This window comes from Roseovarius halotolerans, assembly GCF_900172255.1.
Taxonomy (GTDB): domain Bacteria; phylum Pseudomonadota; class Alphaproteobacteria; order Rhodobacterales; family Rhodobacteraceae; genus Roseovarius; species Roseovarius halotolerans.
Window position 1 is genome coordinate 442,128 of the sequence record NZ_FWFU01000002.1, and the last position, 24,222, is coordinate 466,349.

At 65.1% G+C, this 24,222-nt stretch carries 29 protein-coding genes and 1 tRNA gene; 17 read left to right on the top strand and 13 right to left on the bottom strand.

The annotated features are described in order from the left end of the window. Positions 1–12: 12 nt before the first annotated feature. Entirely contained in the window at positions 13–1,266 is a 1,254-nt protein-coding gene (locus tag ROH8110_RS09160; RefSeq protein WP_085817448.1) for a DNA polymerase IV, read from the top strand. Positions 1,267–1,281: 15 nt separating this feature from the next. Here the strand turns inward: ROH8110_RS09160 and ROH8110_RS09165 are convergent, their stop codons facing one another. Then, positions 1,282–2,148, bottom strand: a complete 867-nt coding sequence (locus tag ROH8110_RS09165; RefSeq protein WP_085817824.1) for an N-formylglutamate amidohydrolase — start codon at positions 2,146–2,148, stop codon at positions 1,282–1,284. A 146-nt stretch (positions 2,149–2,294) separates the two neighbouring features. Here ROH8110_RS09165 and ROH8110_RS09170 point away from each other — a divergent pair. The 3 genes from ROH8110_RS09170 to ROH8110_RS09180 all read left to right on the top strand — a co-directional run bounded on the left by ROH8110_RS09170 (position 2,295) and on the right by ROH8110_RS09180 (position 3,984). Further along, positions 2,295–2,369, top strand: a tRNA-Val gene (locus ROH8110_RS09170). A gap of 81 nt (positions 2,370–2,450) precedes the next feature. Then, the gene (gene ykgO, locus ROH8110_RS09175) at positions 2,451–2,576 is read left to right on the top strand and encodes a type B 50S ribosomal protein L36 (protein ID WP_005850168.1); all 126 of its coding nucleotides are present in this window, start codon (positions 2,451–2,453) and stop codon (positions 2,574–2,576) included. Between the two features lie 151 nt (positions 2,577–2,727). Continuing rightward, complete coding sequence (locus ROH8110_RS09180) at positions 2,728–3,984, top strand: NAD(P)/FAD-dependent oxidoreductase (RefSeq protein WP_085817449.1); 1,257 nt, start codon at positions 2,728–2,730, stop codon at positions 3,982–3,984. Here ROH8110_RS09180 and ROH8110_RS09185 read toward each other — a convergent pair. Continuing rightward, positions 3,966–4,712 (bottom strand): glutamine amidotransferase, encoded by a 747-nt coding sequence (locus ROH8110_RS09185; protein WP_085817825.1) that lies wholly within the window; start codon positions 4,710–4,712, stop codon positions 3,966–3,968. The genes ROH8110_RS09180 and ROH8110_RS09185 overlap by 19 nt on opposite strands. A 143-nt stretch (positions 4,713–4,855) precedes the next feature. On the opposite strand from ROH8110_RS09185, the gene ROH8110_RS09190 reads away from it, so the two are divergent. Genes ROH8110_RS09190 through lpxK form a run of 3 tightly spaced genes read left to right on the top strand, consistent with a single transcriptional unit; the run spans position 4,856 to position 7,320 of the window. After that, positions 4,856–5,098: a DUF4170 domain-containing protein gene (locus ROH8110_RS09190; RefSeq protein WP_085817450.1), complete on the top strand. Its 243-nt coding sequence runs from the start codon at positions 4,856–4,858 to the stop codon at positions 5,096–5,098. A gap of 6 nt (positions 5,099–5,104) precedes the next feature. After that, a complete protein-coding gene (locus tag ROH8110_RS09195; RefSeq protein WP_085817451.1) occupies positions 5,105–6,319 on the top strand; it encodes a 3-deoxy-D-manno-octulosonic acid transferase in 1,215 nt (404 codons plus the stop codon). After that, entirely contained in the window at positions 6,319–7,320 is a 1,002-nt protein-coding gene (gene lpxK, locus ROH8110_RS09200) for a tetraacyldisaccharide 4'-kinase (protein ID WP_085817452.1), read from the top strand. Before ROH8110_RS09195 ends, lpxK begins: the two co-directional genes overlap by 1 nt. A gap of 125 nt (positions 7,321–7,445) precedes the next feature. Here lpxK and ROH8110_RS09205 read toward each other — a convergent pair whose 3' ends face one another. The 3 genes from ROH8110_RS09205 to ROH8110_RS09215 are packed head-to-tail and all read right to left on the bottom strand — an operon-like array spanning position 7,446 to position 9,749. Then, positions 7,446–8,558 carry a CaiB/BaiF CoA transferase family protein gene (locus ROH8110_RS09205; protein ID WP_085817453.1) on the bottom strand — a complete coding sequence of 371 codons (1,113 nt, stop codon included), beginning with the start codon at positions 8,556–8,558 and terminating at the stop codon, positions 7,446–7,448. Further along, entirely contained in the window at positions 8,558–9,220 is a 663-nt protein-coding gene (locus tag ROH8110_RS09210) for a DsbA family protein (protein WP_085817454.1), read from the bottom strand. Before ROH8110_RS09210 ends, ROH8110_RS09205 begins: the two co-directional genes overlap by 1 nt. Before the next feature lie 19 nt (positions 9,221–9,239). Beyond that, entirely contained in the window at positions 9,240–9,749 is a 510-nt protein-coding gene (locus tag ROH8110_RS09215) for a DUF721 domain-containing protein (RefSeq protein WP_085817455.1), read from the bottom strand. A gap of 81 nt (positions 9,750–9,830) precedes the next feature. Here ROH8110_RS09215 and ROH8110_RS09220 point away from each other — a divergent pair, with 81 nt between their 5' ends. From ROH8110_RS09220 to ROH8110_RS09245, 6 genes are all read left to right on the top strand, one after another. Beyond that, positions 9,831–10,892, top strand: a complete 1,062-nt coding sequence (locus ROH8110_RS09220; RefSeq protein ID WP_085817456.1) for an A/G-specific adenine glycosylase — start codon at positions 9,831–9,833, stop codon at positions 10,890–10,892. 42 nt (positions 10,893–10,934) lie between these two features. After that, positions 10,935–12,083 (top strand): alkane 1-monooxygenase, encoded by a 1,149-nt coding sequence (locus ROH8110_RS09225; protein WP_085817457.1) that lies wholly within the window; start codon positions 10,935–10,937, stop codon positions 12,081–12,083. 61 nt (positions 12,084–12,144) lie between these two features. Continuing rightward, positions 12,145–12,966: a tRNA (guanosine(37)-N1)-methyltransferase TrmD gene (gene trmD, locus ROH8110_RS09230; protein ID WP_085817458.1), complete on the top strand. Its 822-nt coding sequence runs from the start codon at positions 12,145–12,147 to the stop codon at positions 12,964–12,966. Positions 12,967–13,017: 51 nt separating this feature from the next. Continuing rightward, a complete protein-coding gene (gene rplS, locus ROH8110_RS09235) occupies positions 13,018–13,404 on the top strand; it encodes a 50S ribosomal protein L19 (RefSeq protein ID WP_085817826.1) in 387 nt (128 codons plus the stop codon). 11 nt (positions 13,405–13,415) lie between these two features. Further along, positions 13,416–13,637, top strand: coding sequence for a 50S ribosomal protein L31 (gene rpmE / locus ROH8110_RS09240; protein ID WP_085817459.1), 222 nt, complete (start codon positions 13,416–13,418; stop codon positions 13,635–13,637). A 203-nt stretch (positions 13,638–13,840) separates the two neighbouring features. Then, positions 13,841–14,650: a division plane positioning ATPase MipZ gene (locus ROH8110_RS09245; protein WP_085817460.1), complete on the top strand. Its 810-nt coding sequence runs from the start codon at positions 13,841–13,843 to the stop codon at positions 14,648–14,650. A gap of 18 nt (positions 14,651–14,668) precedes the next feature. Here the strand turns inward: ROH8110_RS09245 and mobB are convergent, their stop codons facing one another. Both mobB and mobA read right to left on the bottom strand, forming a co-directional pair. Beyond that, complete coding sequence (mobB, locus tag ROH8110_RS09250) at positions 14,669–15,160, bottom strand: molybdopterin-guanine dinucleotide biosynthesis protein B (protein WP_085817461.1); 492 nt, start codon at positions 15,158–15,160, stop codon at positions 14,669–14,671. Beyond that, on the bottom strand, positions 15,157–15,801 hold the full coding sequence (gene mobA / locus ROH8110_RS09255; RefSeq protein ID WP_085817462.1) for a molybdenum cofactor guanylyltransferase MobA: 645 nt from the start codon (positions 15,799–15,801) through the stop codon (positions 15,157–15,159). The genes mobB and mobA overlap by 4 nt, the downstream gene beginning before the upstream one ends. Positions 15,802–15,925: 124 nt before the next feature. Here mobA and ROH8110_RS09260 point away from each other — a divergent pair, with 124 nt between their 5' ends. Together ROH8110_RS09260 and ROH8110_RS09265 are read left to right on the top strand one after the other, a co-directional pair. Next, positions 15,926–16,648, top strand: a complete 723-nt coding sequence (locus tag ROH8110_RS09260) for an AzlC family ABC transporter permease (protein WP_085817463.1) — start codon at positions 15,926–15,928, stop codon at positions 16,646–16,648. After that, positions 16,645–16,971 (top strand): AzlD domain-containing protein, encoded by a 327-nt coding sequence (locus ROH8110_RS09265; protein ID WP_085817464.1) that lies wholly within the window; start codon positions 16,645–16,647, stop codon positions 16,969–16,971. Before ROH8110_RS09260 ends, ROH8110_RS09265 begins: the two co-directional genes overlap by 4 nt. Before the next feature lie 37 nt (positions 16,972–17,008). Here the strand turns inward: ROH8110_RS09265 and ROH8110_RS09270 are convergent, their stop codons facing one another. The 5 genes from ROH8110_RS09270 to ROH8110_RS09290 form a co-directional block, all read right to left on the bottom strand. Continuing rightward, complete coding sequence (locus ROH8110_RS09270) at positions 17,009–17,635, bottom strand: hypothetical protein (protein ID WP_085817465.1); 627 nt, start codon at positions 17,633–17,635, stop codon at positions 17,009–17,011. Positions 17,636–17,702: 67 nt separating this feature from the next. Further along, a complete protein-coding gene (locus ROH8110_RS09275) occupies positions 17,703–17,837 on the bottom strand; it encodes an aa3-type cytochrome c oxidase subunit IV (RefSeq protein ID WP_121143683.1) in 135 nt (44 codons plus the stop codon). Positions 17,838–17,940: 103 nt separating this feature from the next. After that, on the bottom strand, positions 17,941–18,387 hold the full coding sequence (locus tag ROH8110_RS09280; RefSeq protein ID WP_085817466.1) for a DUF6173 family protein: 447 nt from the start codon (positions 18,385–18,387) through the stop codon (positions 17,941–17,943). A gap of 6 nt (positions 18,388–18,393) precedes the next feature. Then, entirely contained in the window at positions 18,394–19,440 is a 1,047-nt protein-coding gene (locus tag ROH8110_RS09285) for an MBL fold metallo-hydrolase (protein ID WP_085817467.1), read from the bottom strand. Beyond that, entirely contained in the window at positions 19,440–21,158 is a 1,719-nt protein-coding gene (locus ROH8110_RS09290) for an acyl-CoA dehydrogenase (RefSeq protein WP_085817468.1), read from the bottom strand. The genes ROH8110_RS09285 and ROH8110_RS09290 overlap by 1 nt, the downstream gene beginning before the upstream one ends. 130 nt (positions 21,159–21,288) lie before the next feature. Here ROH8110_RS09290 and ROH8110_RS09295 point away from each other — a divergent pair, with 130 nt between their 5' ends. Next, entirely contained in the window at positions 21,289–22,254 is a 966-nt protein-coding gene (locus ROH8110_RS09295; RefSeq protein ID WP_085817469.1) for an L-threonylcarbamoyladenylate synthase, read from the top strand. A gap of 24 nt (positions 22,255–22,278) precedes the next feature. Here the strand turns inward: ROH8110_RS09295 and ROH8110_RS09300 are convergent, their stop codons facing one another. Continuing rightward, a complete protein-coding gene (locus ROH8110_RS09300; RefSeq protein WP_245962808.1) occupies positions 22,279–22,806 on the bottom strand; it encodes an invasion associated locus B family protein in 528 nt (175 codons plus the stop codon). A gap of 176 nt (positions 22,807–22,982) precedes the next feature. Between ROH8110_RS09300 and ROH8110_RS09305 the strand changes: the two genes are divergently transcribed. Beyond that, positions 22,983–23,978, top strand: a complete 996-nt coding sequence (locus tag ROH8110_RS09305; RefSeq protein WP_085817470.1) for an asparaginase — start codon at positions 22,983–22,985, stop codon at positions 23,976–23,978. The last annotated feature ends 244 nt before the right edge of the window (positions 23,979–24,222 follow it).

Here is a 24,222-nt window from a genome sequence, read left to right on the forward strand (position 1 = left end):
CCAGAGGCCCGGATGCCTGCTCTCTGTCGCGACTGCATGACCACATTCGAAAGCGGCGCGCGCTGCCCTGACTGCCGCAGCCCGCGCACGGTTTCCCATGCCGAACTTGGCGAACTTTCCATCGCCCACATGGATTGCGACGCCTTTTATGCCAGCGTCGAGAAACGCGAGAACCCGGCGCTGGCGGGATTGCCTGTGATCATCGGCGGCGGACGGCGTGGCGTGGTGTCAACTGCTTGTTATATAGCAAGAATTCGCGGCGTTCGCTCGGCCATGCCGATGTTCAAGGCGCTTGATCTGTGCCCCGATGCGGTGGTTCTGAAACCCCGGATGGAGCTATATTCAGAGGTCTCGCGCCAGATCCGCGCCCTGATGGAAGAGCTCACGCCGATGGTCGAGCCGCTGTCGCTGGACGAAGCGTTCATGGACCTCTCCGGCACCGCCCGCCTGCACGGCGCCCCACCCGCCGTAATGCTGGCCAGACTGGTCAAACGCATGCGCGACGAGTTGGGCGTAACCGGGTCTATCGGTTTGTCTTATAACAAGTTTTTGGCAAAGGTGGCCTCGGATCTGGATAAGCCGAACGGCTTCTCACTGATCGGCAAGGCCGAGACCGACGCCTTTCTTCGCGACCGTCCCGTCAGCCTGATCTGGGGAGTCGGAGACGCGACCCGAACCGCATTGGAAAGCGCGGGCATCCGCATATTCGCCGATCTTCTGCGATGGGACCGCCGCGACCTGAGCGCGCGTTTCGGCGCGACGGGCGAGCGGTTATGGCATCTCGCCCGCGGCCAGGACCCGCGCCGCATCGCGGCCAACACACCGGTCAAGTCGATCTCGAACGAGACTACTTTTCCTGAGGATACCGGCGATTGCGATATCCTTGACGGGCATCTGTGGCGGCTCTCCGAGAAGGTCTCGGACCGCGCCAAGGCGCGCGCCCTCGCGGGTCGTGTGGTGACGCTCAAGCTGAAGCGCGCGGACCATGCATTGTTAACCCGGCGCATCGCGTTGCGGGACGCAACGCAGATGGCGGACATGATCTATCGCAGCGTGCGCGCCTTGCTCGATCAGGTTGAAAGCCAGGCGCCTTACCGGTTGATCGGGGTGGGCCTGTCGGAGCTGGTCAATGAGGCTGGCGCGGATCTCTCGGGGGACCTGCTGGACCCCGAGGCGGTGCGTCGCGGGCAGGCCGAACGGGCGACGGATCGGATTCGCGCAAGGTTCGGTGCGCAGGCGATCCTGAAGGGGCGATCACTTCGCTAGGTGCCGCGCGCGAGGCTACTCGGCAGCGAGCGGTTGCTGAGCCGCAGGGCGTCCGATCGCGGCGATCTCTGCGACGATCCCGTCCAGAATCTTGCGGAACGTGTCGAAATGGCCGTTGGGGCGGATCAGCTGTTCGTTCATGTAGAGCGCGCGGTCGATCTCGATCTGAACGGCGTGGCGGCCGCGCGACGGGCGGCCGTAATGCTGGGTCACGAAAGCGCCCGCGAAGGGCGTGTTGCGCGTCACCACGAGGCCTGCCGCGCTGAACGCGGCTTCGACGCGGTCCACGATCTCGGGCGCGGCAGCGGCACCGAAACGGTCGCCGAGCACCACTTCGGGGCGTCGCACACCGCTCCGGGCGACCGAATCCATCGCCTCATGCGGCATGGAGTGACAATCGACCAGGATCGCCTGACCGAACATCAGATGCGCCTGATCCAGCTGTGCCGCGAGGGCCTCATGATAGGGTCGCCAATAGGTGTCGATGCGGCGCGTCGCTTCGGCCATGCTGATCTTGCCGGTGTAGATCGCCTGTCCGTTCGCCACCACGCGCGGAATCACCCCGAGGCCAGAGGCCACACGCGGGTTATGGCCGGTGCGGCGCACGCCTTCGATCAGGGCGGGGTCCAGCTCGTCAGCGCTACGATTGAGATCGACGAATGCCCGCGGCGCCCCGGCCCGGATCAACGGTGCGCCATAGCGCGGTGCGGGCTCGAACAGCTGATCGACGAAGGCGTCCTCGGAGCTGCGCACGGAGTGTTCGTCGAGATTCGTGCGGCGCAGGAACGACCAGGGATAATCGCGGCCGCTGTGAGGCGATGCAAACACCACCGAGGTCGTTCGCCGTTGGGGATGACTCAGATGATAGGCGGCTTTCGGCATCGTTTCTCCTGTCGCGGCCATCATAGAGCGAAATTAGCGTTCTAAAAGCCCTTGATCCCCTTTCCGACTCCTTTTATAGACGCGTCTCACCGGCGCGGACTCCCGCGCCCCTTTTCCTTGGGGCATTGGACCGTTTCGGCATTCATGGGCGATTAGCTCAGCGGTAGAGCACTTCGTTGACATCGAAGGGGTCACAAGTTCGAACCTTGTATCGCCCACCATGAATTCATCGCCCGGCGCCACGGCGCAAGGCACCCGCAACCACAGGCGCTGGCCCGCGCCGCGACAGACAGGAGACGACCATGAAGGTTCGCAATTCGCTCCGCTCGCTGAAGAACCGGCACCGCGATTGCCGTGTCGTGCGCCGCAAAGGCCGCGTCTACGTCATCAACAAGACGCAGCGTCGCTTCAAAGCCCGCCAGGGCTGAACCGCGCTCAGCAGTGACAGTATCAAGGCCCCGCCATCAGGCGGGGTCTTTCGTTTTGGGACGAACCCGCGCGGCAAGCGACTTCTGCTTGCCCGTCATCCGGCGGCGAGTTTAAGTGGCGCATCAGGCAGCCAGTTGGACACGGACCGAAATGACCGCACCCACCAAGATCATCGTTATCGGCGCAGGAATCTGCGGGCTCAGCGCGGCGATCTGGTTGCGTCGCGCGGGACATGAAGTGACGCTCGTGGATCGCGAAGGTCCGGGGGCGGGGGCGTCCTATGGCAATGCCGGCTTGCTGGCGCAATGGGCGATGGTGCCGGTCAATACGCCCGATCTGTTGACCACTGGCTTGAAATACCTGGTAAATCCGGGATCGCCCCTGTTCATGCAGTGGAGTTATCTTCCAAGGCTTGCCCCCTGGTTGGCGCGCTTTGTCGCCAAGGCCAATGCCCGCGATTGCCGACGCGCTATTGAAGCCTTGATCCCGCTGGTGACCGACAGCGTCGACCAGCACGTCGCACTGACCAAAGGCACGCGCGCCGAAAAATGGGTGGCGGGCAGCGATTTCGGCTACGCCTACCCGACGCGCGCCGCGTTTGACGATGACGACTACGCCTGGGGCTTCAAGCGCAGCTGCGGCATGGAACCCGACATTTTCGAGGGCGATGCGGTGCGCGAGATCGAACCGATGCTGGGGCCGGCAACCCAATGCCTTGCGGTACTGAAGGGGCACGGGCATATCACCGACCCGGGCGCATATATGGCGGACCTTGCCAAGGTGCTCTGCGACGAGGGCGGGACATACCGGCAGGCCGAGGTCATGGACATTACGCTTTCGGATGGGCGCATCCGGGCCGTGGAAACGGATCAGGGGCCGATTGCCTGCGATCACGCGGTTCTGGCGGCAGGGATCTGGTCGAAACCACTGATGCGAAAGCTCGGGATCAAGGTGCATCTGGAGGCCGAGCGCGGTTATCACCTGCATTTCAGGAACCCGTCGCAAATGCCGCGCAACCCGCTGATGATCTCGCAGGGGAAGTTCGCGGTGAACCCGATGGCGACGGGGCTGCGCTGTGCCGGAACTGTGGAACTGGGCGGGATCGAGAAAGGGCCGTCGCGTGGACCGATCGAACTGATCCGCAAACATGCCAAGGCGGTGTTTCCCGATCTCCGCTATGACAGCATCAAGGAGTGGATGGGCTTTCGCCCGACAACCCCCGACAGCCTGCCGCTGATGGGTGAGTTGGGCGGCACGGGCGTCTTTGCCGCCTTCGGGCATCAGCATGTGGGTCTGACCGCCGGGCCAAAGACCGGGCGCATCGTGGCGGGACTGATCGGCGGGCAGCGCCCGAACCTTGATATGAAGCCCTATGACGCCAACAGGTTTCAGACCTCGGCGCGGTAACGATCGACGAAATTGCGCAGTATGCGCTCGGGCGCGTGCACATCCGCAGCGCGGCACATGGCCACGAGGTCATCTGCGGTTTCGGGCGGAAAATAACCCCGGTGCCGGTAAATCCTGATGCGGGTCTCGAAACCGGCGGCGTCCGCCTCGGGGTGAAACTGCGTGGCATAGACGTTCTGACCGTGGCGCACCATCTGGAAGGGACACGCAGGCGAGGCCACCAGATGCGCGCAGGACTCCGGCAGCGCCTGAAGGGCCTCCTTGTGGCCGACGAACGCCTCGAACCGGTCGGGAATCCCATCGAGCAAAGGATCGGCGCGGCCTGCTTCGGTGACGGTGCAATCAGAGGTACCGACCGGCTCGCCGTAGCGCGCCTTGCCGACATCGCCCTTCAGGTGCTTGCCCATGATCCCGATGCCGTAACAACAGCCCAGAAAAGGGAAGTCCCGCTCGGTCACGCGCGGCATTAGGGACAGGACATCGGCCTCGATCCGGGCTTCGATCTCGGATTTGTCAGCCGGAGCGTCACTGACGCAGCCCGGTCCGCCGCCCACGATCACACCGGAGAAATCATCCAGCGACAGCGCATCGGGCAGGCGTTCCTGATCGAGACGGATCCGTCGGGTCTCGGTCTCGGTCATCCCACCCTTGCGCAGGATCGCCGCGAATTCATCGTCGGCGGCCTCGGCTTCGGGACGCAGTTGCAGGATCAGAAAGGGCTTGGGCATGGGCGGCATCCGGTTGGCGATGGTGTCTGGTGGCGGGTTTTCCCCGCCCCGTCAAGGCACCCGCGCCGAGCGCGCCATTCGCTTGACCCTGACCTGCAATCGAATACCCTGCGCCGCAGCGCAACCCGGACAAGGATATTCTCATGGCCCAACGCCTGCACCTCGTCTTCGGAGGAGAGCTGGTCGATCCCAGCCGCAATGTCTTCAAGGATGTCGACGACCTGCATATTGTCGGGATCTTCCCGGATTATGAATCAGCCTATCATGCATGGAAGGCCGAGGCGCAGCGTACCGTCGATAACGCACATATGCGCTATTACATCGCGCATCTGCACCGCCTGCGCGAAGAAGATTCCGAGGCCTCGTCGACCGAAGAACTGGGGTAAACCACGATGCGGCGGTCGCTCAGCCTTGCGGCATATCTCGCGCTTGCGCGCCGAGCGGCTCATGAACCCGCCCCCCCCGCGACCACGCGCCCCGACGGCGAGCTTGTCTGGGCGCATGCCACCGAACCGGCGCATCTGGACGCGCTCCAACAGCTTGCCGAACGGTTGGCGATGCATCGCCCTGGCCTGCACATGCTGATCACGTCGCGCGACTTCAGTGCCGAGCCTCTGAAGTCGAAGATCGTCATGCACGAGGCCCTTCCGCCTGATACGGTGCCCGCCGCGAAGGCGTTTCTGGATCACTGGCGGCCCGATATCTGCCTGTGGACCGGGGGGGACCTGCAACCGGCCTTCATCACCGAGGCGGACGCCCGCGATGTGCCGCTTTACCTGATCGACGCCGAGGAAACGCTGTTGGAAAAGTCGTCGTGGCGCTGGTTTCCAGACATGCCTCGCGCGCTGCTTGGGCGCTTTGCGCTGATCCTGTCGCGCTCGGCGAACACGGCTCGGTTCCTGCGCCGCCTTGGCGTGAAGGATGCCGAAATCTCGGTGACCGGCCCTTTCCAGGAAGGCGCACTGGCCTTGCCTTACAGCGAATCCGACCGTGAGGAGCTGGCCACGCTGCTGCGGGGGCGGCCGGTGTGGCTGGCAGCGATGTTGCAGCTACCTGAGCTGGACGCCGTGCTCGAGGCGCATCAGGCGGTCAGCCGTCTGGCGCATCGGGCGCTTCTGGTGGTCGTGCCGGACGAGCCGGATGACGGCCCGGCCTTCAGGGACCGTCTGGAACAAGACGGACGACGCCATGTGGTATGGTCCCAGGGCGCGATGCCCGAGGAGACCACACAGGTTCTGCTGGCGGATACCTATGGTGAAATGGGACTCTGGTATCGCCTGGCACCGATCACGTTCATGGGCAGTTCGCTGCAGTCGGGGCAGTGGGGGCGCGACCCCAATGAACCTGCGGCGCATGGGTCGGCCATTCTTTACGGGCCGTATGTGCGGCGGTATTTGTCGAGCTACACAAGGTTTGCAGAGGCCGGGGCGGCGCGGATCGTGCGGGATGCGGAGACGTTGGGGACGGCGGTGAAGCGGTTGATCCCGGCGGATCAGTCGGCCGCGATGGCGCATGCCGCGTGGGACGTGGCCTCGCAAAGTGCTGGAGTCACTGACAAAATTCTTGATCTCGTCCAGGATACGCTCGACATCATGGAGGCGCGGTGATGCGGGCGCCGGGGTTTTGGTTCACGCCAGCCGGGAAACCGGCGCTGATGGCGCGGATCCTGGCGCCGCTGGGGGCGCTTTACGGTGCCGCAACGGCGAGACGGGTCGCACAGAATCCGGTCTATGCCCCTGATATTCCAGTGATTTGTGTGGGCAACATCAATGCGGGGGGCACGGGCAAGACGCCGACGGTGATTGCCTTGGTGCAATACCTGCAGAACATGGGCAAAACCGTGCATGTCGTGTCGCGCGGGCATGGCGGCGCGCTGGAAGGGCCGGTCGAAGTTCTGGAAAAAACCCATACATCTCAAGATGTTGGCGACGAGCCATTGCTGCTCGCGGCGTTCACGCGGGTCTGGATTGCCAAGGATCGGGCGAAGGCGGCAAAACAGGCGGTCGCGGCCGGGGCGGATGTACTTGTGATGGACGACGGGCACCAGAACCCATTGATCCGAAAAGATATTTCAATCGTGGTCGTGGATGCCGCGACGGGGTTCGGCAATGGCCGCTGCATTCCGGCGGGACCGCTGAGAGAGCCGGTCGGGGCGGGTCTCAAGCGTGCCGACATGGTGCTGTCGATCGGAGGCAGCGCGCAGCAGCAGAGCTTCCGCGAGAGCTGGGGCGAGGCCATCGAAGTGCCGCATATGACCGGCCATCTTGCGCCTCTGGAGACCGGGATGGACTGGGCCGGAACACGGTTTCTGGCCTTTGCGGGCATTGGCCATCCGGCGAAATTCTTTGCGACATTACAAGGGCTTGGGGCCGAACTTGCGCGAGCGGAGGCGCTGGAGGATCACCAGCCGCTGACGCAGGCCCTGATGGGGCGGCTGGAGGCGGAGGCGAAGCTGCTGAAGGCGCAGTTGGTGACCACAGAAAAGGATGCTGTGCGCCTGCCGCAGGGGTTCAGGCAGAAGGTCCTGACCCTGCCCGTGAGGTTGCAGATCGACGATTGGTCAGCGCTTGACAGCGCGCTGGAACGCGCCGGGCTGAAGCGCGGCTGAGCGGGCCCGACTTATGTACGAAACGTCCGTTTTGTACGGCGGTTTTGCACAGAAATCCGAGATCGCGCCGGAGATTCCGTACAGAACCCGAAACCCCCCGGATTCCGACGCCCGAAATCCGCGCCTCAGCCGTCCTCGTTCAGGCGGGGTGAGGGACGGTTCAGCGACAGTTCGGCATCCGAGAACCGGAAGGGGGAGCGCACGCCGGGCACCCCGTCGAGATCGACCCGCATCCCGCGGGCCTGAACCTGGGGATCATCGAAGACCTCGGCGAGGTCGTTGATCGGCCCGGCAGGCACGCCATGCGCCTCGCAGGTGGCGAGGAGGTCGGCCTTGGAAAAGGTCCGCGAACGGTCTGTCAGGATTTCGTCAAGCTGTTTGCGGTTGGATACCCGTGCGGGATTTGTCGCGTAATCCGGATTGGCGGCCAGATCGGGACATCCCAGAAGATCGCAGAAGCGCGCGAACTGCGCGTCATTGCCGACCGCGACGATGATGTAGCCGTCAGAGCAGTCGAACACCTGGTAGGGAGAGAGGTTGGGATGGAAATTGCCAAGGCGCCCCGGCGGCGTGCCAGTGGAAAGGTAGTTCATCGCCTGGTTGGCAGTGACCGAAACCGCCACGTCGAGCAGCGCCATGTCGATATGCTGGCCGCGACCGGTGCTGGTGCGCTGATGGAGAGCGGCCAGGATCGCGGTGGCGGCATAGACGCCGGTGAACACATCGGTCACGGCGACGCCGACCTTGGTCGGCTGGCCCTCGGGGTGGCCGGTGATCGACATCAGCCCGGACATGCCCTGAATGATGTAGTCGTAGCCGGCGCGATGGGCATAAGGCCCGTCCTGCCCGAAACCGGTGATCGAGCAATAGATGAGGCCGGGATTGATGGCGGCAAGGCTGTCGTAATCGAGCCCGTATTTCGCAAGGCCCCCGACCTTGAAATTCTCGATCACGATATCGGCGTCGCGGATCAGGTCGCGCACCTGCGCCTGCCCTTCGGGCGTGCGGAAGTCGATGGCGATGCTGGCCTTGCCGCGATTGGTGGAATGGAAATAGGCGGCGGAACGGTCGCCCTCGCGCTCGATGAAGGGCGGCCCCCACTGGCGGGTGTCATCACCAGCGGGGCTTTCGACCTTGATGATTTCGGCCCCCAGATCGGCGAGGGTCTGACCGGCCCAGGGGCCGGCCAGGATGCGGGCGAGCTCGACCACCTTGAGGCCGGAGAGAGGCGACGTCATTACTCGGCCAGCTTCTCGTCGATGATCGCGCTCAGCTCTGCGTAAGGCATGTTCGAGTATTTCTCGCCATTGATCACCAGCGAGGGGGTCGAATCGATATTGTCCGCATCGGCATGTTGCTGGAACCATGCGACAAGGGTCTTGGCCTTGTCCTGATCCGCGAGGCAGGCATCGACCTGCGCGGCGTCAAGCCCCGCGACCTTGCCGATCTTGCGCAGGCGTTCGGCGATGCCGACGGCGTCGCCCGAGCCGATCCAGTCCTTCTGCTGGTCGTAGATCATCGAGATGATCCCGAAAAAGCGGTCCTTGCCGCCGCAGCGCGCGACCATCGAGGCCCAGAGGCCGAAGCGGTCGAAATAGACATCGCGGTGGATGAAGTTGATCTTGCCGCTGTCGATATAGTTCGCCTTGAGCTGCTTGAACTGGTTGGCGTGGAAGTCGGCGCAGTGCGGACAGGTGAAGGAAGCGTATTCGATCACCGTGACCGGCGCGTCGGGATTGCCGAGATTCATCTCGACGATAGAGGAGGTGTCGACATCGGCGTCCTGCGCATTGGCGGCGAAGGGCAGGTCGGGCGCCTTGGCGGAACCTGCGGTGAGCCAGTAGGCGCCACCGGCGACAAGAACAAGGCAGAGGGCCGCGATTGCGGTCAGTCGGGTCATGGTGATCCCCTTTTGAGTGTCAGCGTTTCGTCTTGGATAGAACGTTCCGCCCGAGGGCTTCAAGCGCCGTTCTGAGGCCCGTGTCGCCGATCGGGGCGACAAGCGAATGCGCGCGGGTCTGCGTTTCGGGGTCGGGCGCGGGCGGCGCGGCGGATTTCGGGCGGTGGTCGAAGCTGGCCTGGCCTTCGGAAAATCCGGTGGGCGCGGTCTGCGTCACACGGATGCGGGAGATGGCGTTGTAGCCGTAAACCGTGTTCACCTTGTCGCGCAGGGTCTGTTTCTGCATTTCCAGCATCGGCGCCTGGGCGCCGGTGGTCAGCACGGTCAGCACCGCGCCAAGCCCCTGCCGCCCGTAGGATATGTTGACGGGCCGGGCGATGGCGGCGATATCGTCGCCGACGATTTCGGGCCAATGGGTGAGAAGGCGCGATTGCGCGAAGCCACGCGATTCAGAGGCGCGGCGCACCCGGCCCTGCACAAGCTGGGCGGTGCGCTTGAAACCCCGTGTGGTGCTTTCGCGCTTTGGCATGGTGGCATCCTCGAATTGGCGCCTATCTTAGGGCATGTGGCGGGCCATGCCAGAGCGAAAACCGTCCGAGGGGGATAAAGAATGTGTGAGCAGGCCGGGGCGGCGGAGATCCTGGAATGGTATGACAGGCATGCACGCGACCTGCCCTGGCGGGTGGGGCCGGGCGCGCGTGCGGCCGGTGTGCGGCCCGACCCGTATCGCGTGTGGTTGTCCGAGGTGATGCTGCAACAGACCACCGTGGCCGCCGTGATCGGATATTTCGAGAGGTTCACCGCGCTTTGGCCCGATGTGCGGGCCCTGGCGGATGCGCCCGAGGCGCAGGTGATGGGGGAATGGGCGGGGCTTGGATATTACGCGCGCGCCCGCAACCTCGTGAAATGCGCCCGCGTGGTGGCGCATGAGCTGGGCGGGGTGTTCCCGCAGGAGCGCGCAGCGCTGGAGGGTTTGCCGGGGATCGGCCCCTATACGGGGGCGGCGATCGCGGCGATCGCCTTTGATGCGCCCGAGGTGGTGGTGGATGGCAATGTGGAACGGGTGATGGCGCGGGTGCACGACATCCGCACGCCGCTGCCCGCCGCCAAGCCCGAGATCAGGGCGGCCGCGGCGGCGATGACGCCCGAGGCGCGGCCTGGCTGCTATGCGCAGGCGGTGATGGATCTGGGGGCGACGATCTGCACCCCGCGCACGCCGGCCTGCGGGATCTGTCCCTGGCGCGCGCCCTGTGCGGCCCGCGCGGCCGGGGTGCAGGGGGACCTGCCGCGCAAGGCGGCAAAGAAGCCAAGGCCGGTGCGCCACGGGATCGCCTATGTGGCGCGGCGGGCGGATGGAGCGTTGCTGCTGGAGCGGCGGCCCGACAAGGGGTTGCTCGGGGGGATGCTGGGCTGGCCGGGAAGCGAGTGGAACGACGCGCCCGAACCCGCGCCGCCGCTGGACGCGGACTGGCAGGAGCTGCCCGAGGAGGCGCGCCATGTGTTCACCCATTTCGAGCTGCGGCTGAAGGTCTGCGTGGCGGATGTGCCCGAGGGGCGGACGGCGGTGCGCGGCGAATTCCACCCGGCTGCGGCGTTTCGCCCCTCGGATCTGCCGACGGTGATGCGCAAGGTATTTGACCTTGCCCGAGGAAGGTTGGAGAATGCGCGCTGAAACGTGCGCCAGATGTGTCAATGCCTCACGGGAGACCAGTGCATGATTCCGTCCGATCAAGTTGCCAAGTTCCGCAATGCCGCGCCGTTCTGGATGTCGCTGATCCTTGTGCCCGTGGCGATCTTCGCCGCGCTCTACGGGGGCTGGACGGTGATCCTGTTGCCGGTGGTTACGTGGTACCTGTTCTCGATCCTCGATGCGTTCCTGGGGCTGAACCTGGAGAATGCGGACCTCGAGACCGGCGAGGACCAGTTGAGCTGGTACAAGGCGATCACGATCATCTGGGCGCCGGTGCAGTTCGCGCTGCTGTTCTGGATGATCTGGTATGTGACCGGGCCGGGGGATGCGCATCTGTCGCCGCTGGAAACCATCGTGCTGTTCTTCGGCGTCGGGGTGATCACCGGGACGGTCGGGATCGTCTACAGCCACGAACTGATGCATCAGAAGGACCGGGGCGAGCGGTTCCTGGGCGATGCGCTGCTGTCGATGGTGCTCTATTCGCATTTCCGTTCGGAACATCTGAGGGTGCATCATCCCTATGTGGGCACCTCCCGCGATGCGGTGACGGCGCGCTATAACGAGGGGTTCCACCGCTATTTCCTGCGTGTGCTGCGCGAGTCGCCGATCTCGGCGTTCCGCTCGGAAAAGGCGATGCTGGCGCGCAAGGGCAAGCATTGGAGCGCGCCTGAAAACCCGTTCTGGCGCTACCTGGGCCTGCAGGCCTTCATGCTGCTGCTGGCGCTGCTGGTGGGGGGCTGGACGGGGCTGCTGCTGTTCCTGTGGCAGGCGGGCGCTGCGATCTGGCAGCTTGAGCTGGTCAATTACGTCGAGCATTACGCGCTGACGCGCAAGCATCTGGGGGATGGCAAATACGAGCATGTCAAACCGCATCACAGCTGGAACGCGGCGCATAAGGCGTCGAACTGGCTGCTGATCAACCTGCAGCGCCACTCGGACCACCATTACAAGCCCGACCGCCGCTTTCCGCTGTTGCAGAACTATGACGAGAGCGAAGCCCCGCAACTGCCCTATGGCTATCCGATCATGACGATGGCGGCGATGATCCCGCCGGTCTGGCGGCGGGTGATGAACCCGAGGGTGCGCGAGTGGCGCAAGACCTATTATCCCGAGATCACCGACTGGGCACCCTATAACAAGGCGCGGCTGCCGATGCCGCGCGGGTCGGCGTGAGCAACGCGGGCGCGCGACGCGGCCTTGCCTTGGACACGCGCGGGGGCTAAGCCCATGCGCCATGAGCGATGCATCCAGATCCCACGGCCGCAAATCCATCCGCGCCAGCCTGCAGCCGCAGGAGCTGATGGACCACAACCCGCGCCTTGCGCGGGCGTGGCGCGCGCAGGTGATCACCCTGTTTCCGCAGGCCTTTCCCGGTGTGCTGGGCGAAAGCCTGACCGGGAGGGCGCTGAAGGACGGGCTGTGGCAGCTTGAAACGACCGATCTGCGCCAGTTCGGCGAAGGCCGGCACCGCAATGTCGACGACACGCCCGCAGGCGGCGGCGCGGGCATGGTGCTGCGCCCCGACGTGATGGGGCGCGCGATCGAGAAGGCGATGAGCGAGGCACCCGAGGGCGCGCCGATCCTGTATCTGAGCCCGCGCGGGCGGCGGTTCGATCAGGCGATGGCGCAGCGCCTTTCCGAGGCCCCCGGCGTCACGCTGATCTGCGGGCGTTTCGAGGGCATGGACGAACGCGTGATCGAACATTACGGCATCGAGGAGGTCTCATTGGGCGATTTCGTCCTTACGGGGGGCGAGATCGCCGCTCAGGCCTTGATTGATGCGACAGTCCGACTTATACCGCGCGTGCTTGGGAATCAGGCATCGACGGAAGAGGAGTCCTTTTCCGAAGGTCTGCTTGAACATCCCCAGTATACGCGACCAGCCGTCTGGAAGGGCCTGCCGATCCCCGAGATTCTTCTTTCGGGTCATCACGGGCATATCACCTCCTGGCGGCGCGCAATGGCCGAAAGGCTGACAAAGGAACGACGACCTGATCTCTGGCGGGCTTATCGTGATACACATGGTAGGGACCCGGACGAAGACCGAGAGCTCTGAGGCGGCACCAAACTTTGCGGATAAAACCGCAAGCAGATAGGAGACATGGCGATGGACCTGATCGCTCAACTGGATGCCGAGCAAATCGCAGAGCTTGGCAAGACCATCCCGGATTTCAAGGCCGGTGACACGATCCGTGTCGGTTACAAAGTCACGGAAGGCACACGTTCGCGCGTGCAGAACTTTGAAGGCGTCTGCATCAGCCGCAAGAACGGCGCCGGCATCGCCGGCAGCTTTACCGTGCGCAAGATTTCCTTCGGTGAAGGCGTGGAACGCGTGTTCCCGCTCTATTCGACGAATATCGACAGCATCGAGGTGGTGCGCCGTGGCCGCGTCCGCCGTGCCAAGCTGTATTACCTGCGCTCGCGCCGGGGCAAGTCGGCCCGGATCGCCGAGGACAGCACTTACAAGCCCAAGAAAACCGACAAGTCGGCATAAGGAGTGGCACGATGAAAAACGACATCCATCCCGATTATCACCTCATCGACGTCAAGCTGACCGATGGCACCGTTGTGCAGATGCGCTCGACCTATGGCGCGGAAGGCGACACCCTGTCGCTGGACATCGACCCGTCGGTACACCCGGCCTGGACGGGCGGCACCTCGCGCCTGATGGACACCGGCGGCCGCGTGTCGAAGTTCAAGAACAAGTATTCGGGCCTCGGCTTCTGAAGCCGGAGAATCCGTTGCAAGATCGGACGCCGTCCCGCACCGGGACGGCGTTTTTCGTTCCGCGGGACAAAGGCGCGGCAGCTATGCCACAAGGGCCGCAACACGCGGCGGCGCGGCAACACAGTCTTTGCAAAACCGTCCCTCGCGGATAGAGTGCGTTCAATCAAAAACGGCCCCGAGCAGGGACAGAGGAACCAGGACACATGGCCCATATCATCGTCGTCGGCAACGAGAAGGGCGGCGCAGGCAAATCCACCGTTTCGATGCATGTCGCCACGGCACTGGCACGGATGGGCCACAAGGTCAGCGCGCTGGACCTGGACCTGCGCCAGAAGACATTCGGCAGCTATGCGGCGAACCGCAAGCGGTTCCTGGAAAAGTCCGGCCTGTCCCTGCCCAGCCCCTATTACCACGATCTGCCCGAGGTCGATCAGGACAGCCTGAAGCCCGGCGAGAACGTCTATGACCGGCGCCTGTCGGCGGCGGTGGCCGAGCTGGAGCCGGACAGCGATTTCATCGTGATCGACTGCCCCGGATCGCATACGAGGCTGAGCCAGGTGGCGCACAGCCTGGCCGATACGCTGATTACGCCGCTCAATGACAGTTTCGTGGATTTCGACCTGTTGGCGCATGTGGACAGCGACGGGAAGCGCATCCTTGGCCCCTCGGTCTATTCCGAGATGGTCTGGAATGCCCGCCAGCTGCGCGCCCAGGCGGGGCTGAAGCCGATCGACTGGGTCGTCGTGCGCAACCGGCTTGGGGCGCAGCAGATGGTCAACAAGAAGAAGATGGGCGATGCGCTGGACAATCTGGCGAAGCGCATCGGATTCCGCACCGCGCCGGGGTTCAACGAGCGGGTGATTTTCCGCGAGCTGTTTCCGAGGGGGCTGACCCTTCTGGATCTCAAGGACGTGGGCGTTAAGCAGCTCAACATCTCGAATGTCGCCGCCCGCCAGGAGCTGCGCGACCTGATCCGGGCGCTGAACCTGCCCGGTGTCGACGCGAGTTTCTGAACAGGGATTAGGCGGCGCTTAAAGCCCGACCTCGGACAGGATGAAATCGGCGATTGCGCCGGTGTCGTCGAGGTCGAAGACCGGGCGGTCAAGCATCAGCGGCGTATCACTGGCCACCGCGCGGATGGTGGGATCGTCCGGCGCGATCAGGGGATTGCCGTTGATCGCGCGATGGGCCTCGATCTTGGGATGGGCATCGCGCTTGTAGCCTTCGATCAGGACCAGATCGACCGGCGACAGCCTGTCGAGCAGCGCGGCAAGCGGCGGCTCGGGCGTATCGCGCAATTCATGCATCAAGGCGAAGCGGTTGCGCGAGGCCAGAAGCACCTCGGTCGCCCCGGCGACGCGGTGGCGGTGGCTGTCCTTGCCGGGGTGGTCCACGTCGAAGGTGTGATGGGCGTGCTTGACGGTGGAGACGCTGAAGCCACGACCAGCGATCTCGGTGACGAGCCGTTCCATCAGCCCGGTCTTGCCCGCGTTCTTCCAGCCGACGACACCGTAGATATTCATGTGCCGGTCTCCGTCATGGCCTGTGCAAGGGCAAGGTCCTCGGGTGTGTTGACGTTGAAGAAGGGATCGCCCGGCGTATCGAACAGCGCCAGGCGGGCGTCATGGGTGTCGGCCCAGAGAGCCACCTTGCGCAGCCCGCCCGCAAGCGCCGCGCGCAGATCGTCGCGCAGCGCCACGGGCCAGAGCCCGAAGGTCGGGTGACGCAGGAGGCCCGAGCGGGTCATGGAGCGGGTGCTTTCGCCCTCGGGGCGGGGCGTGGCGGCCAGCGCGAGCGGATGGGTCATGCCCTCGGCGGCGAGCAGCAGGCGCGCGACGAGATCGCAGGGAAAGAAGGGCGTGTCGGCAGCGACGGTGACGATGGTTTCGGCCCCCTGCCCCGCCGCCCAGTCGAGCCCGGCCAGGACACCCGCCAGTGGGCCGGGATGACCGGCGATGCTGTCGGGCAGGATTGGCAGGGCAAAGCGCGAAAGGCGCGCCGGATCGCCATTGGCATTGAGCGCCATGCCCGCCACCTGCGGTTCGAGCCGCTCGATCACATGATCGAGGATGGTCTGCCCGCCAAGGGGCAGAAGCCCCTTGTCGCCGCCGCCCATGCGGCTGGCCCGCCCACCGGCCAGGATCACACCAGGCGGCTGGATCATGCGCGGCCACGCATGGCCCGGCGGCCCGACGGATCGGGCGCGATCATGTCGCCGGATCTCGTCAATTGCATCTCCCTTGGGTTCGGTCTAGGCGGGTGTCATGCGGGCAATCTAGGACGTAGACGTGGCGACGGAAACCTCGAAATCCATCTTCTGGCAGGGTGTGCGGGACGGCTCGCCCTTCATCCTCGTGATCGTGCCGTTCTCGACCCTGTTCGGGGTGGTGGCGACCGAGGCGGGGCTCAATGTGTTCGAGACGGTGGCGTTCTCGTTCCTGGTGATCGCGGGGGCGGCGCAGTTCACGGCGATCGAGCTGATGCGCAACGATGCCCCGACCCTGATCGTGATGGTCTCGGCGCTGGCGGTCAATCTTCGCATGGCGATGTATTCGGCCTCGCTGACGCCCTATCTGGGCGAGGCGACATTGGCGCAGCGGGCCTGGGCGGCCTATTTCACAGTCGATCAGACCTATGCCTGTTCGGTGCTGAAATTCGACGAGCGGCGCGACTGGACCATCGGGCAGCGGCTGACCTATTTCTTCGGGGTGGCGGCACCGATCTGCCCGCCCTGGTACCTGTTCACCGGGGTCGGCGCGATGATCGGCACGGCCATTCCCGAGGGGCTGGCGCTGGATTTCGCGATTCCGATCACATTCCTTGCGCTGATCGGGCCGATGATGCGCACCCGCGCCCATGTGGCGGCGGGCTTCGTTTCGGTTCTGAGCGCGCTGGTTTTCGCGTTCCTGCCGTTCAACCTTGGCCTGCTGGTGGCGGGGGTGCTGGGCATGATGACGGGCGCGCAGGTCGAGCTGATCGACAAGCGCAGGGCGGAAAGGCGCGCGGCATGATCGACAAGGGCGAATTGTGGCTGGTGATGATCGTGCTGGGGCTGGGCAGTTTCGGGCTGCGCTTCGTGTTCACCGGGTTGATCGGGGACCGGCCCTTGCCCTCCTGGATCCTGCGGCACCTGCGCTATACGGCGGTGGCGGTCCTGCCGGGGCTGGTGGCACCGCTGGTGGTCTGGCCGCAGGCGACAGGCGGCGCGCCCGATGCGCCGCGCCTTGCGGCAGCGCTGGTCACCATCACCGCGGGCGTTCTGACGCGCAACATGCTGCTGGCGATCTTTCTGGGCGCATCCACGCTTTATGGCGGGCTTTACCTGCTGGGATAGGGCCGAAGCGTTGACCGGGGCCGCGCGGGCCGGGAGATCAGCCGCCCGCTGCTGCCGCCTTGGCGACGCGGTTCGGATCCCAGTCGTCCAGCACCTTGCTGTTATCGTCGCTGTCATATTCACGCAGCACCCGTCCGGTGACGCCGGGCAGGGTGGCGAAGGATTCCGACAGGCGGATCGGTGACCATGTGGTCGATATCGACTCGGGGTAAATCTGTGCGAGCAGGGTCGAGGTGGCGCGCGCGCAATGCGCCGAAGGGACCGGGCCGTTAGTCTTGGCCAGCTGCAACACGCGTTCGGCGGTGGCGGGACTGACATCGAGCTTCTGGACATGGACGCGGAAGGTCTCACGCGCGTGATAGCGGGTATAGACATCCTCGACCTGGGGGGTGATGCCATAGACCACGTCGTTCCGTTCGGGCAGTGTTTCATGCTTGAACGACCCGGCGGGATCGAAGATCACCCGCTCGGAGGCGTTGACCATCAGCGAGCTGTGCGCTCCGGCGCCGGTGCGGTTGTTGATCATCGTGTAGAGGGTCAGGCGCGGCGGCCCGTCGTGCTGGTAGCTGGCTTTCGCCACGGCCTCGTCAGGTGCCCAGACTTCGGCCGCGGTGCAGCCCGACAACCCCAGCGCAGCACAAACCGCAAAAACCCAACCACGCATCACTATCCCCTTGCCCGCGCCGGTCACGGTGCCCTTACCAGTGCCGGTGACGGCACCGGCGGTTTCATCAGCCGTTGACGAGGGCCAGGAAGACCAGGAAGCCGATGATCCCGACGCAGGACCAGGCAACAATCCTGACGAAACCGTCGAAGGTTTTTTCCTGCACTTCGATGTTCATATCGCCATGCTTGTGTTCAGCCATGTTTCCCGTGTCCTTCATGTTCGCCGTTGCGATGAAAATCAGCAAGTTGGATACTGCATTTCTTGAGGGCTGTCACCCTCCAAGCTGACGCGGGCGAGAGGCCTTATGCGAGATCCTCGAAAAGGCGGAAACCGATGCGGCGCGGTGGATCCTGCTCCACCCGTTTGGGCAGGGCGCGCAGCATCACATTGAGTTGGCTGACATGCTGCACAAGCTGGTTGCGCGCACCGCTGGCATCGGTGCCGTAGAAGGTCACGATATCGGGCTCAAAATAGCCCATCCCCTCGATGCGCAGCACGCCCGCGTCGCCGCCGGTGAAGCCCATTGCCACCTCATGCGCGTTGTCGAGCTGTTCCTCGAAATTCTTGATGTAGAGAATCAGGCGCTCATAGGCCCATTCGGCGGGGCTTTTCTGTTCGAGGGATTTGCGGCGCATACCTTCGGGCAGGTCTTCGCAGGGCGGGGTGTCCGGGTCGGAATGGACCTCGTGACGGCGCGGCAGCGCGTCGCTTTCGTGATATTCCGCCGAGGTTCGGATCTCGTCATCCATATGCGCCTATCCTTTCGCCTGCCAGAGCCACGCGCCATCGGCGGCGCGCGTGCTGCGTGTCACTTCGCCAGCGTGATACAGGTGATTGAGATGCGCAACCGACTCGACCAGCGCCAGCCCGTAGGTGCCTTCGTCGATTCGGCGCTTGAAGAGGGGCGCGAAGCATTCGGCGGCGGTTTTGGGGCTGGCGAGATGCAGGCGCAGGCGATCCAGCGCGCCGTGGTGGTTTTCGATCAGCTGGCGCATCCGCACGGGAAGGCCGGTGAACGGCAGTTTATGGCCCGAGAGCACGAGGTGATCCTCATGCGCGAGCGCCGCCAGCCGGCCACAGGATTCGAGCCATTCGCCCACCGGGTCGGCATCGGGCTCGGTCGGATAGACACCCAGATTGGGACTGATCGAGGCGATGATCTGATCGCCGGCGATCACGAGATTGTCATCCCGACTCCAGAGGGTCAGGTGCTCTGGCGCGTGGCCGTGACCGATGTGAACATCCCAGGCGCGCCCGCCCGCGCGCAGGGTGTCGCCCTGTTTCACGCGGGTATAGCCCACCGGGATCGGGTGGCAGCTATCGGCGAAATTGAACGGTCGCGCGGATTTGCGCGCCTCGTAGATCGCGGGGTCCATTCCGGCGCGGCGCCAGTAGGCCAGCGCCTGATCGCTGGGGCGTTGCTCGACATCGAGGATGAGCATCCGCGCCAGAAGCCAGGCGGTGCGGGTGGCTACGAGTTCGGCGCCGAAACGCTCCATCAGCCAGCCCGCCATGCCGATATGGTCGGGGTGGTGGTGGGTCAGGATCACGCGCGACACGGGCCGCCCCTGAAGCGGGCCGGTCAGCAGTTTTTCCCAGAGAGCGGTGCTGCGGGCGGACTGGATTCCGGTATCGACGACGGTCCAGCTGTCGCCCTCGTCGAGGGCGTAGACATTGACGTGATCGAGCGCCATCGGCAACGGCAGGCGAATCCACAGCACGCCGGGGGCGACGGTGATCGCCTCGCCCTCGTCCGGGGACTCGCGCCAGGGGTAGCGCAGGGGTTCCGCGGCGCCATCCATCAGGCCGAAAGATCCTCTGGCGAAAGCGCATAGAGCCCGTCGGCGCCGGAGGTGGCATGGGCCAGCAGGCCCTGATGTTCGGGCAGGAGGCGGGTGATGTAGAATCGCGCGAGATGCGTTCGTGCGCCGGCGCTGTCCTCGGCCATCGCGGCGGCAAGGTGGTAATGCCCGCCGAGCACCCGGGCGAAACCGGCAAGGAAGGGCGTGGCCCCGGCGAAACGCTGGTTGGGATCGGTGGCCGCAAGCATCCAGTCGAGCGCCTCGCGCAGGGTTTCGGAGGCCTGCCAAACCGGCTCGGCAAGGTCGGGAAGGCGGGCGCGGGCGGCTTCTGCGCGCGCTTCGATCTCGTCGAGAAGCGCATGCGCGGCCTCGCCATCGTCCATCAGCTTGCGGGCGACAAGGTCCATCGCCTGAATCCCGTTGGTGCCCTCGTAGATCGCGGTGACGCGCACATCGCGCAGATACTGCGCGGCGCCGGTTTCCTCGATATAGCCCATGCCGCCATGCACCTGCACGCCAAGATCGGCGACCTTGATGCCGGTATCGGTACCGAAGGCCTTGGCGATGGGGGTGAGAAGCGCCGCGCGCGCCGCCCATTCGGGCGCCTCGGTAGCGGTTTCCATGTCGATGGCGACGGCGCAATCGAGCGCAATGGCGCGCGCGGCGAAGGTTTCGGCCTTCATCACCGTCAGCATCCGGCGGATATCGGCGTGGTCGATGATCGTGCCGGTGCCGTCCTCGATCGGGCTGCGGCCCTGCCTGCGCTCCTGCGCATAGGCCAGGGCGTGCTGGAAGGCGGCTTCGGCGACGCCGATGCCCTGCCCGCCCACCCCAAGGCGGGCGTTGTTCATCATGGTGAACATGGCGCGCATCCCGTCATGTTCGCGCCCCACCAGCCAGCCGGTCGCGCCGTCATACTGCATCACGCAGGTCGGGCTGCCATGCAGGCCCATCTTGTGTTCGAGGCTGACGACCGAAAGGTCATTGGCGCGCCCCGGCGCGCCGTTTTCATCGGGAATGAACTTGGGCACCAGAAAGAGGCTGATCCCCTTGGTTCCAGGCGCGCCCCCCGGAAGGCGGGCCAGCACGAGGTGGCAGACATTCTCGCAAAAGTCGTTGTCGCCCCAGCTGATATAGATTTTCTGCCCGGTGATCGCGTGGCTGCCATCGCCATTCGGTTCGGCCCGCGTGGCGAGCGCGCCGACATCCGACCCGGCCTGAGATTCGGTCAGGTTCATGGTGCCGGCCCATTCGCCGCTGACCAGTTTGGGCAGGTAGAGCGCCTTCAACTCGTCGCTGGCGTGATGCTCCAGCGCCTCGATCTGGCCCTGGGTCATCAGCGGGTGAAGTTGCAGCGACAGGCAGGCGGCGCTCATCATTTCGTTGACCGAGGCGGTGAGGGCCATCGGCAGGCCCATGCCGCCATATTCAGGGTCGGCGGCGATCGACACCCAGCCGCCTTCGGCGATGGCCTTGTAGCCCTCGGCGAAACCCGGCGAGCTGCGCAGGACGCCGTTCTCGAGCCGCGCCGGGTGAAGATCGCCTGCGCGCTGCAGTGGCGCGAGAACGGTATCGCACATGCGGCCCGCCTCGGTCAGAATGGCGGCGGTCATGTCAGGTGTGGCCTCGGCAAAGCGGTCCGTGGCGGCGACCCGCGAGAGGCCGACGACGTGATCGAGAATGAACTGGTAATCCTGAACGGGTGCGCGATATGGCATCACCCTTCCTCCTGTCCTTGTGCGTTGGGGCGGCTTGGCATAAATGCTGCGCCCCTATATGCATTGCGTCCGAGCCTAGCCTACCCGCGCCGCCTCTGCCAGCAACCCGAACGCCACGTCAGAAAATCGCATGAGCCCGATCACCGAACTCCTTGCCCCCGACGAGACCGGCCATGCGCGCGCCGCCGAGATTCTGCGCGATGGCGGGCTGGTCGCGTTTCCGACCGAGACGGTTTACGGGCTGGGCGGGGATGCGCGCAACGACCGCGCCGTGGCCGGTATCTTCGAGGCAAAGGGGCGGCCACGGTTCAATCCGCTGATCGTGCATGTGAACAGCGCCGAGACCGCGCGGACCTATGTGGAATGGCCCGAACACGCGGCGCGGCTGGCAAAGGCGTTCTGGCCGGGGCCGCTGACGCTGGTGTTGCCGCTCAGGGCGGGTTCCGGGTTGTCGCCGCTGGTGACGGCGGAGCTTGCGACGCTGGCGATCAGGGTGCCCGCGCATCCGGTGGCGCGCGATCTGCTGAAGGCTTTCGGCGGGCCGGTGGCCGCGCCTTCGGCCAATCCGTCGGGGCGGATCAGCCCGACCTGTGCGCGGCATGTGGCCGAGGGGCTGAGCGGGCGGATCGAGGCGATCATGGATGGCGGGGCCTGCGGGGTCGGCGTGGAATCGACGATCCTGGGGTTCAGGGACGGGCCGGATGGCACGACGCAGGCCGTGGTGCTGCGTCCCGGCGGCATCGCCAGCGAGGAGATCGAAGCGGTTCTGGGCGCGCCGGTGCTGCGGGGCGAAGCCGACGGCAAGATCAGCGCGCCGGGACAGTTGGCATCGCATTATGCGCCGGGAGCCGGGGTGCGGCTCAATGCAGACGACAGGCGCGAGGGCGAGCTGCTGTTGGGTTTCGGCCCGGTCGAGTGTGATCTGAACCTGTCGGAAACCGGCGATCTGCGCGAGGCGGCGGCGAACCTGTTTCATCACCTGCACGCGCTCGATGCGCGCGGCGCGACGGTGATCGCGGTGTCGCCGATCCCGCAGACCGGGCTCGGTGCCGCGATCAATGACCGGCTCAGCCGCGCGGCCGCACCGCGGGACTGAGCGGGCCGGAATGACGGCAGAACGCTACTGACAGCGTTTCTGGGCTTCTTCCATCGCGGCGGTATATCCCAGAAGCGAGAACGTATCCTTGGTGGTCGTCCCGCGCGATGAGCGCGCCGTAAGCACCGCATCCGCGCCACGTTTCATTGCGGCGATGATCTTGGCGTCATCGGAGGTGTTGGCGGGCCAGGCCCATTCGCCCTCGGTGAACATCTCGAATTCGGCGCCGTCCACGGTGACGGTGACGGTGGAGCCGCCCGCGAAGGGATAACCGCCGGTGAAGGCCACCTGGCCGTTCACCCCTGCCTCGGGGCGAAAGAAGGTCATCAGAAGGATGTCGCCACGCCGGACCGCAACGACGCGGCCGTCCTTGGTGTTCACCGTTTCAGTGGGGGACGAGACCGCCCAGCATTCGCGCGGATCGTTATCTTCAAACACGCTCCAGGCCGTTTCGGCGGCGACCTGATTGGTGCTTTCCTGCTGCGCCCATACGCCGGTTGCCGCCAGCGTGAGAAATGCGCCAGCGCAGCCGCATGCGATACGTGATACCATATGTCCAGCCTCCAAGCTGTCCTAGCCTCAAATTGCGGACGTGCGACCCTCCGTTGGTGGAGTTGTGCCTTGCACCGCCCTTTCCTACTCGACATAGCAATATTAGCCTGAAACAGGCGAGACATGAAAGACGCAATTGGCGGAAAACCGCACAGACCAAGCGACCGGAGGCCCAGATGACCGACCCAGTTGAAATGACCGAAGTTCTGCGCGGTCCGTTGGTGGAAAGCATCCATCGCGGCCATGCGGTGATCTGCGACGCTGCGGGCGAGGTCGTGGAGGCCTGGGGCGACCCGGATGCGGTGATCTATCCGCGCAGTTCGGCCAAGATGATACAGGCGCTGCCGCTGGTGGAAAGCGGCGCGGCGAAGGCGCGCGGTCTGACATCGGAGCATCTGGCGCTGGCCTGCGCGTCGCATAACGGCGCGGCGATCCATACCGACCGGGTGAATGCGTGGCTGGCGGACCTGGGCCTGAGCGATGATGATTTCCGCTGCGGCGCGCATATGCCCAAGGACGAACCGGCGCGGGACGCCCTGATCCGCGCTTATGCGCAACCCTGCCAGGTGCATAACAACTGTTCGGGCAAACATGCCGGGTTCCTGACGCTGACGCAGCATATGGGCTGGGGGCCGGATTACGTGGAGCCCGACCACCCGATGCAGCGTGCCTGCCTCGAGGCCTTCGAGGATGTGACCGCCGAGACCAGCCCCTGTTTCGGGATCGACGGCTGTTCGGCGCCCAATTTCGCGACCTCGCTCAAGGGTATGGCCCGCGCGATGGCGTGGTTCGCCAGTGCACAAGAGGATGGCGGCTCGCGCGAGAACGCGGCGGTGCAGCTGTGGCAGGCGATGGTGAAGCATCCCGAGCTGGTGGCGGGAGAAGCCCGCGCCTGCACCGAATTGATGCGCGCCTGCAAGGAGCCGGTCGCGCTCAAGACCGGGGCCGAGGGATTCTTTATCGCGATCATACCGGGGCGCAAGCTGGGCGTGGCGATGAAATGCGCCGATGGCGGCACCCGCGCGGCGGAATGCACGATCACGGCGATCCTGTCGCGGCTCGGGGTTCTGGACGCCGACCATCCGGCGGCACGCACATTCATGAATGCGCCGATCCTCAACTGCCGGGGAATCGAAACCGGCACGATCAGGCCCGTCGCCGGCCTGTTCTGAGTCGGCGCGCGGCGCGCGGCAGGTTCCCGCCTGTCACGCCGCGGCGGAGAGTCTGCGGGTCCTTGCGCAAAAGCGCCCTTGCGCCGGGCGGGTTCCCGCCGCTGCCGTGCGACGGCATGGTCAGTGGCGGTAAGGTGCTGATCGCAAGCGATGATTCCGGCCTGTTTCCGCAGATTTCGGGGGCGAAGCACGCAGCACGCAGACATATGGCCCGCCCGGCCCCACGTTGCATGGCAGAGGGCAA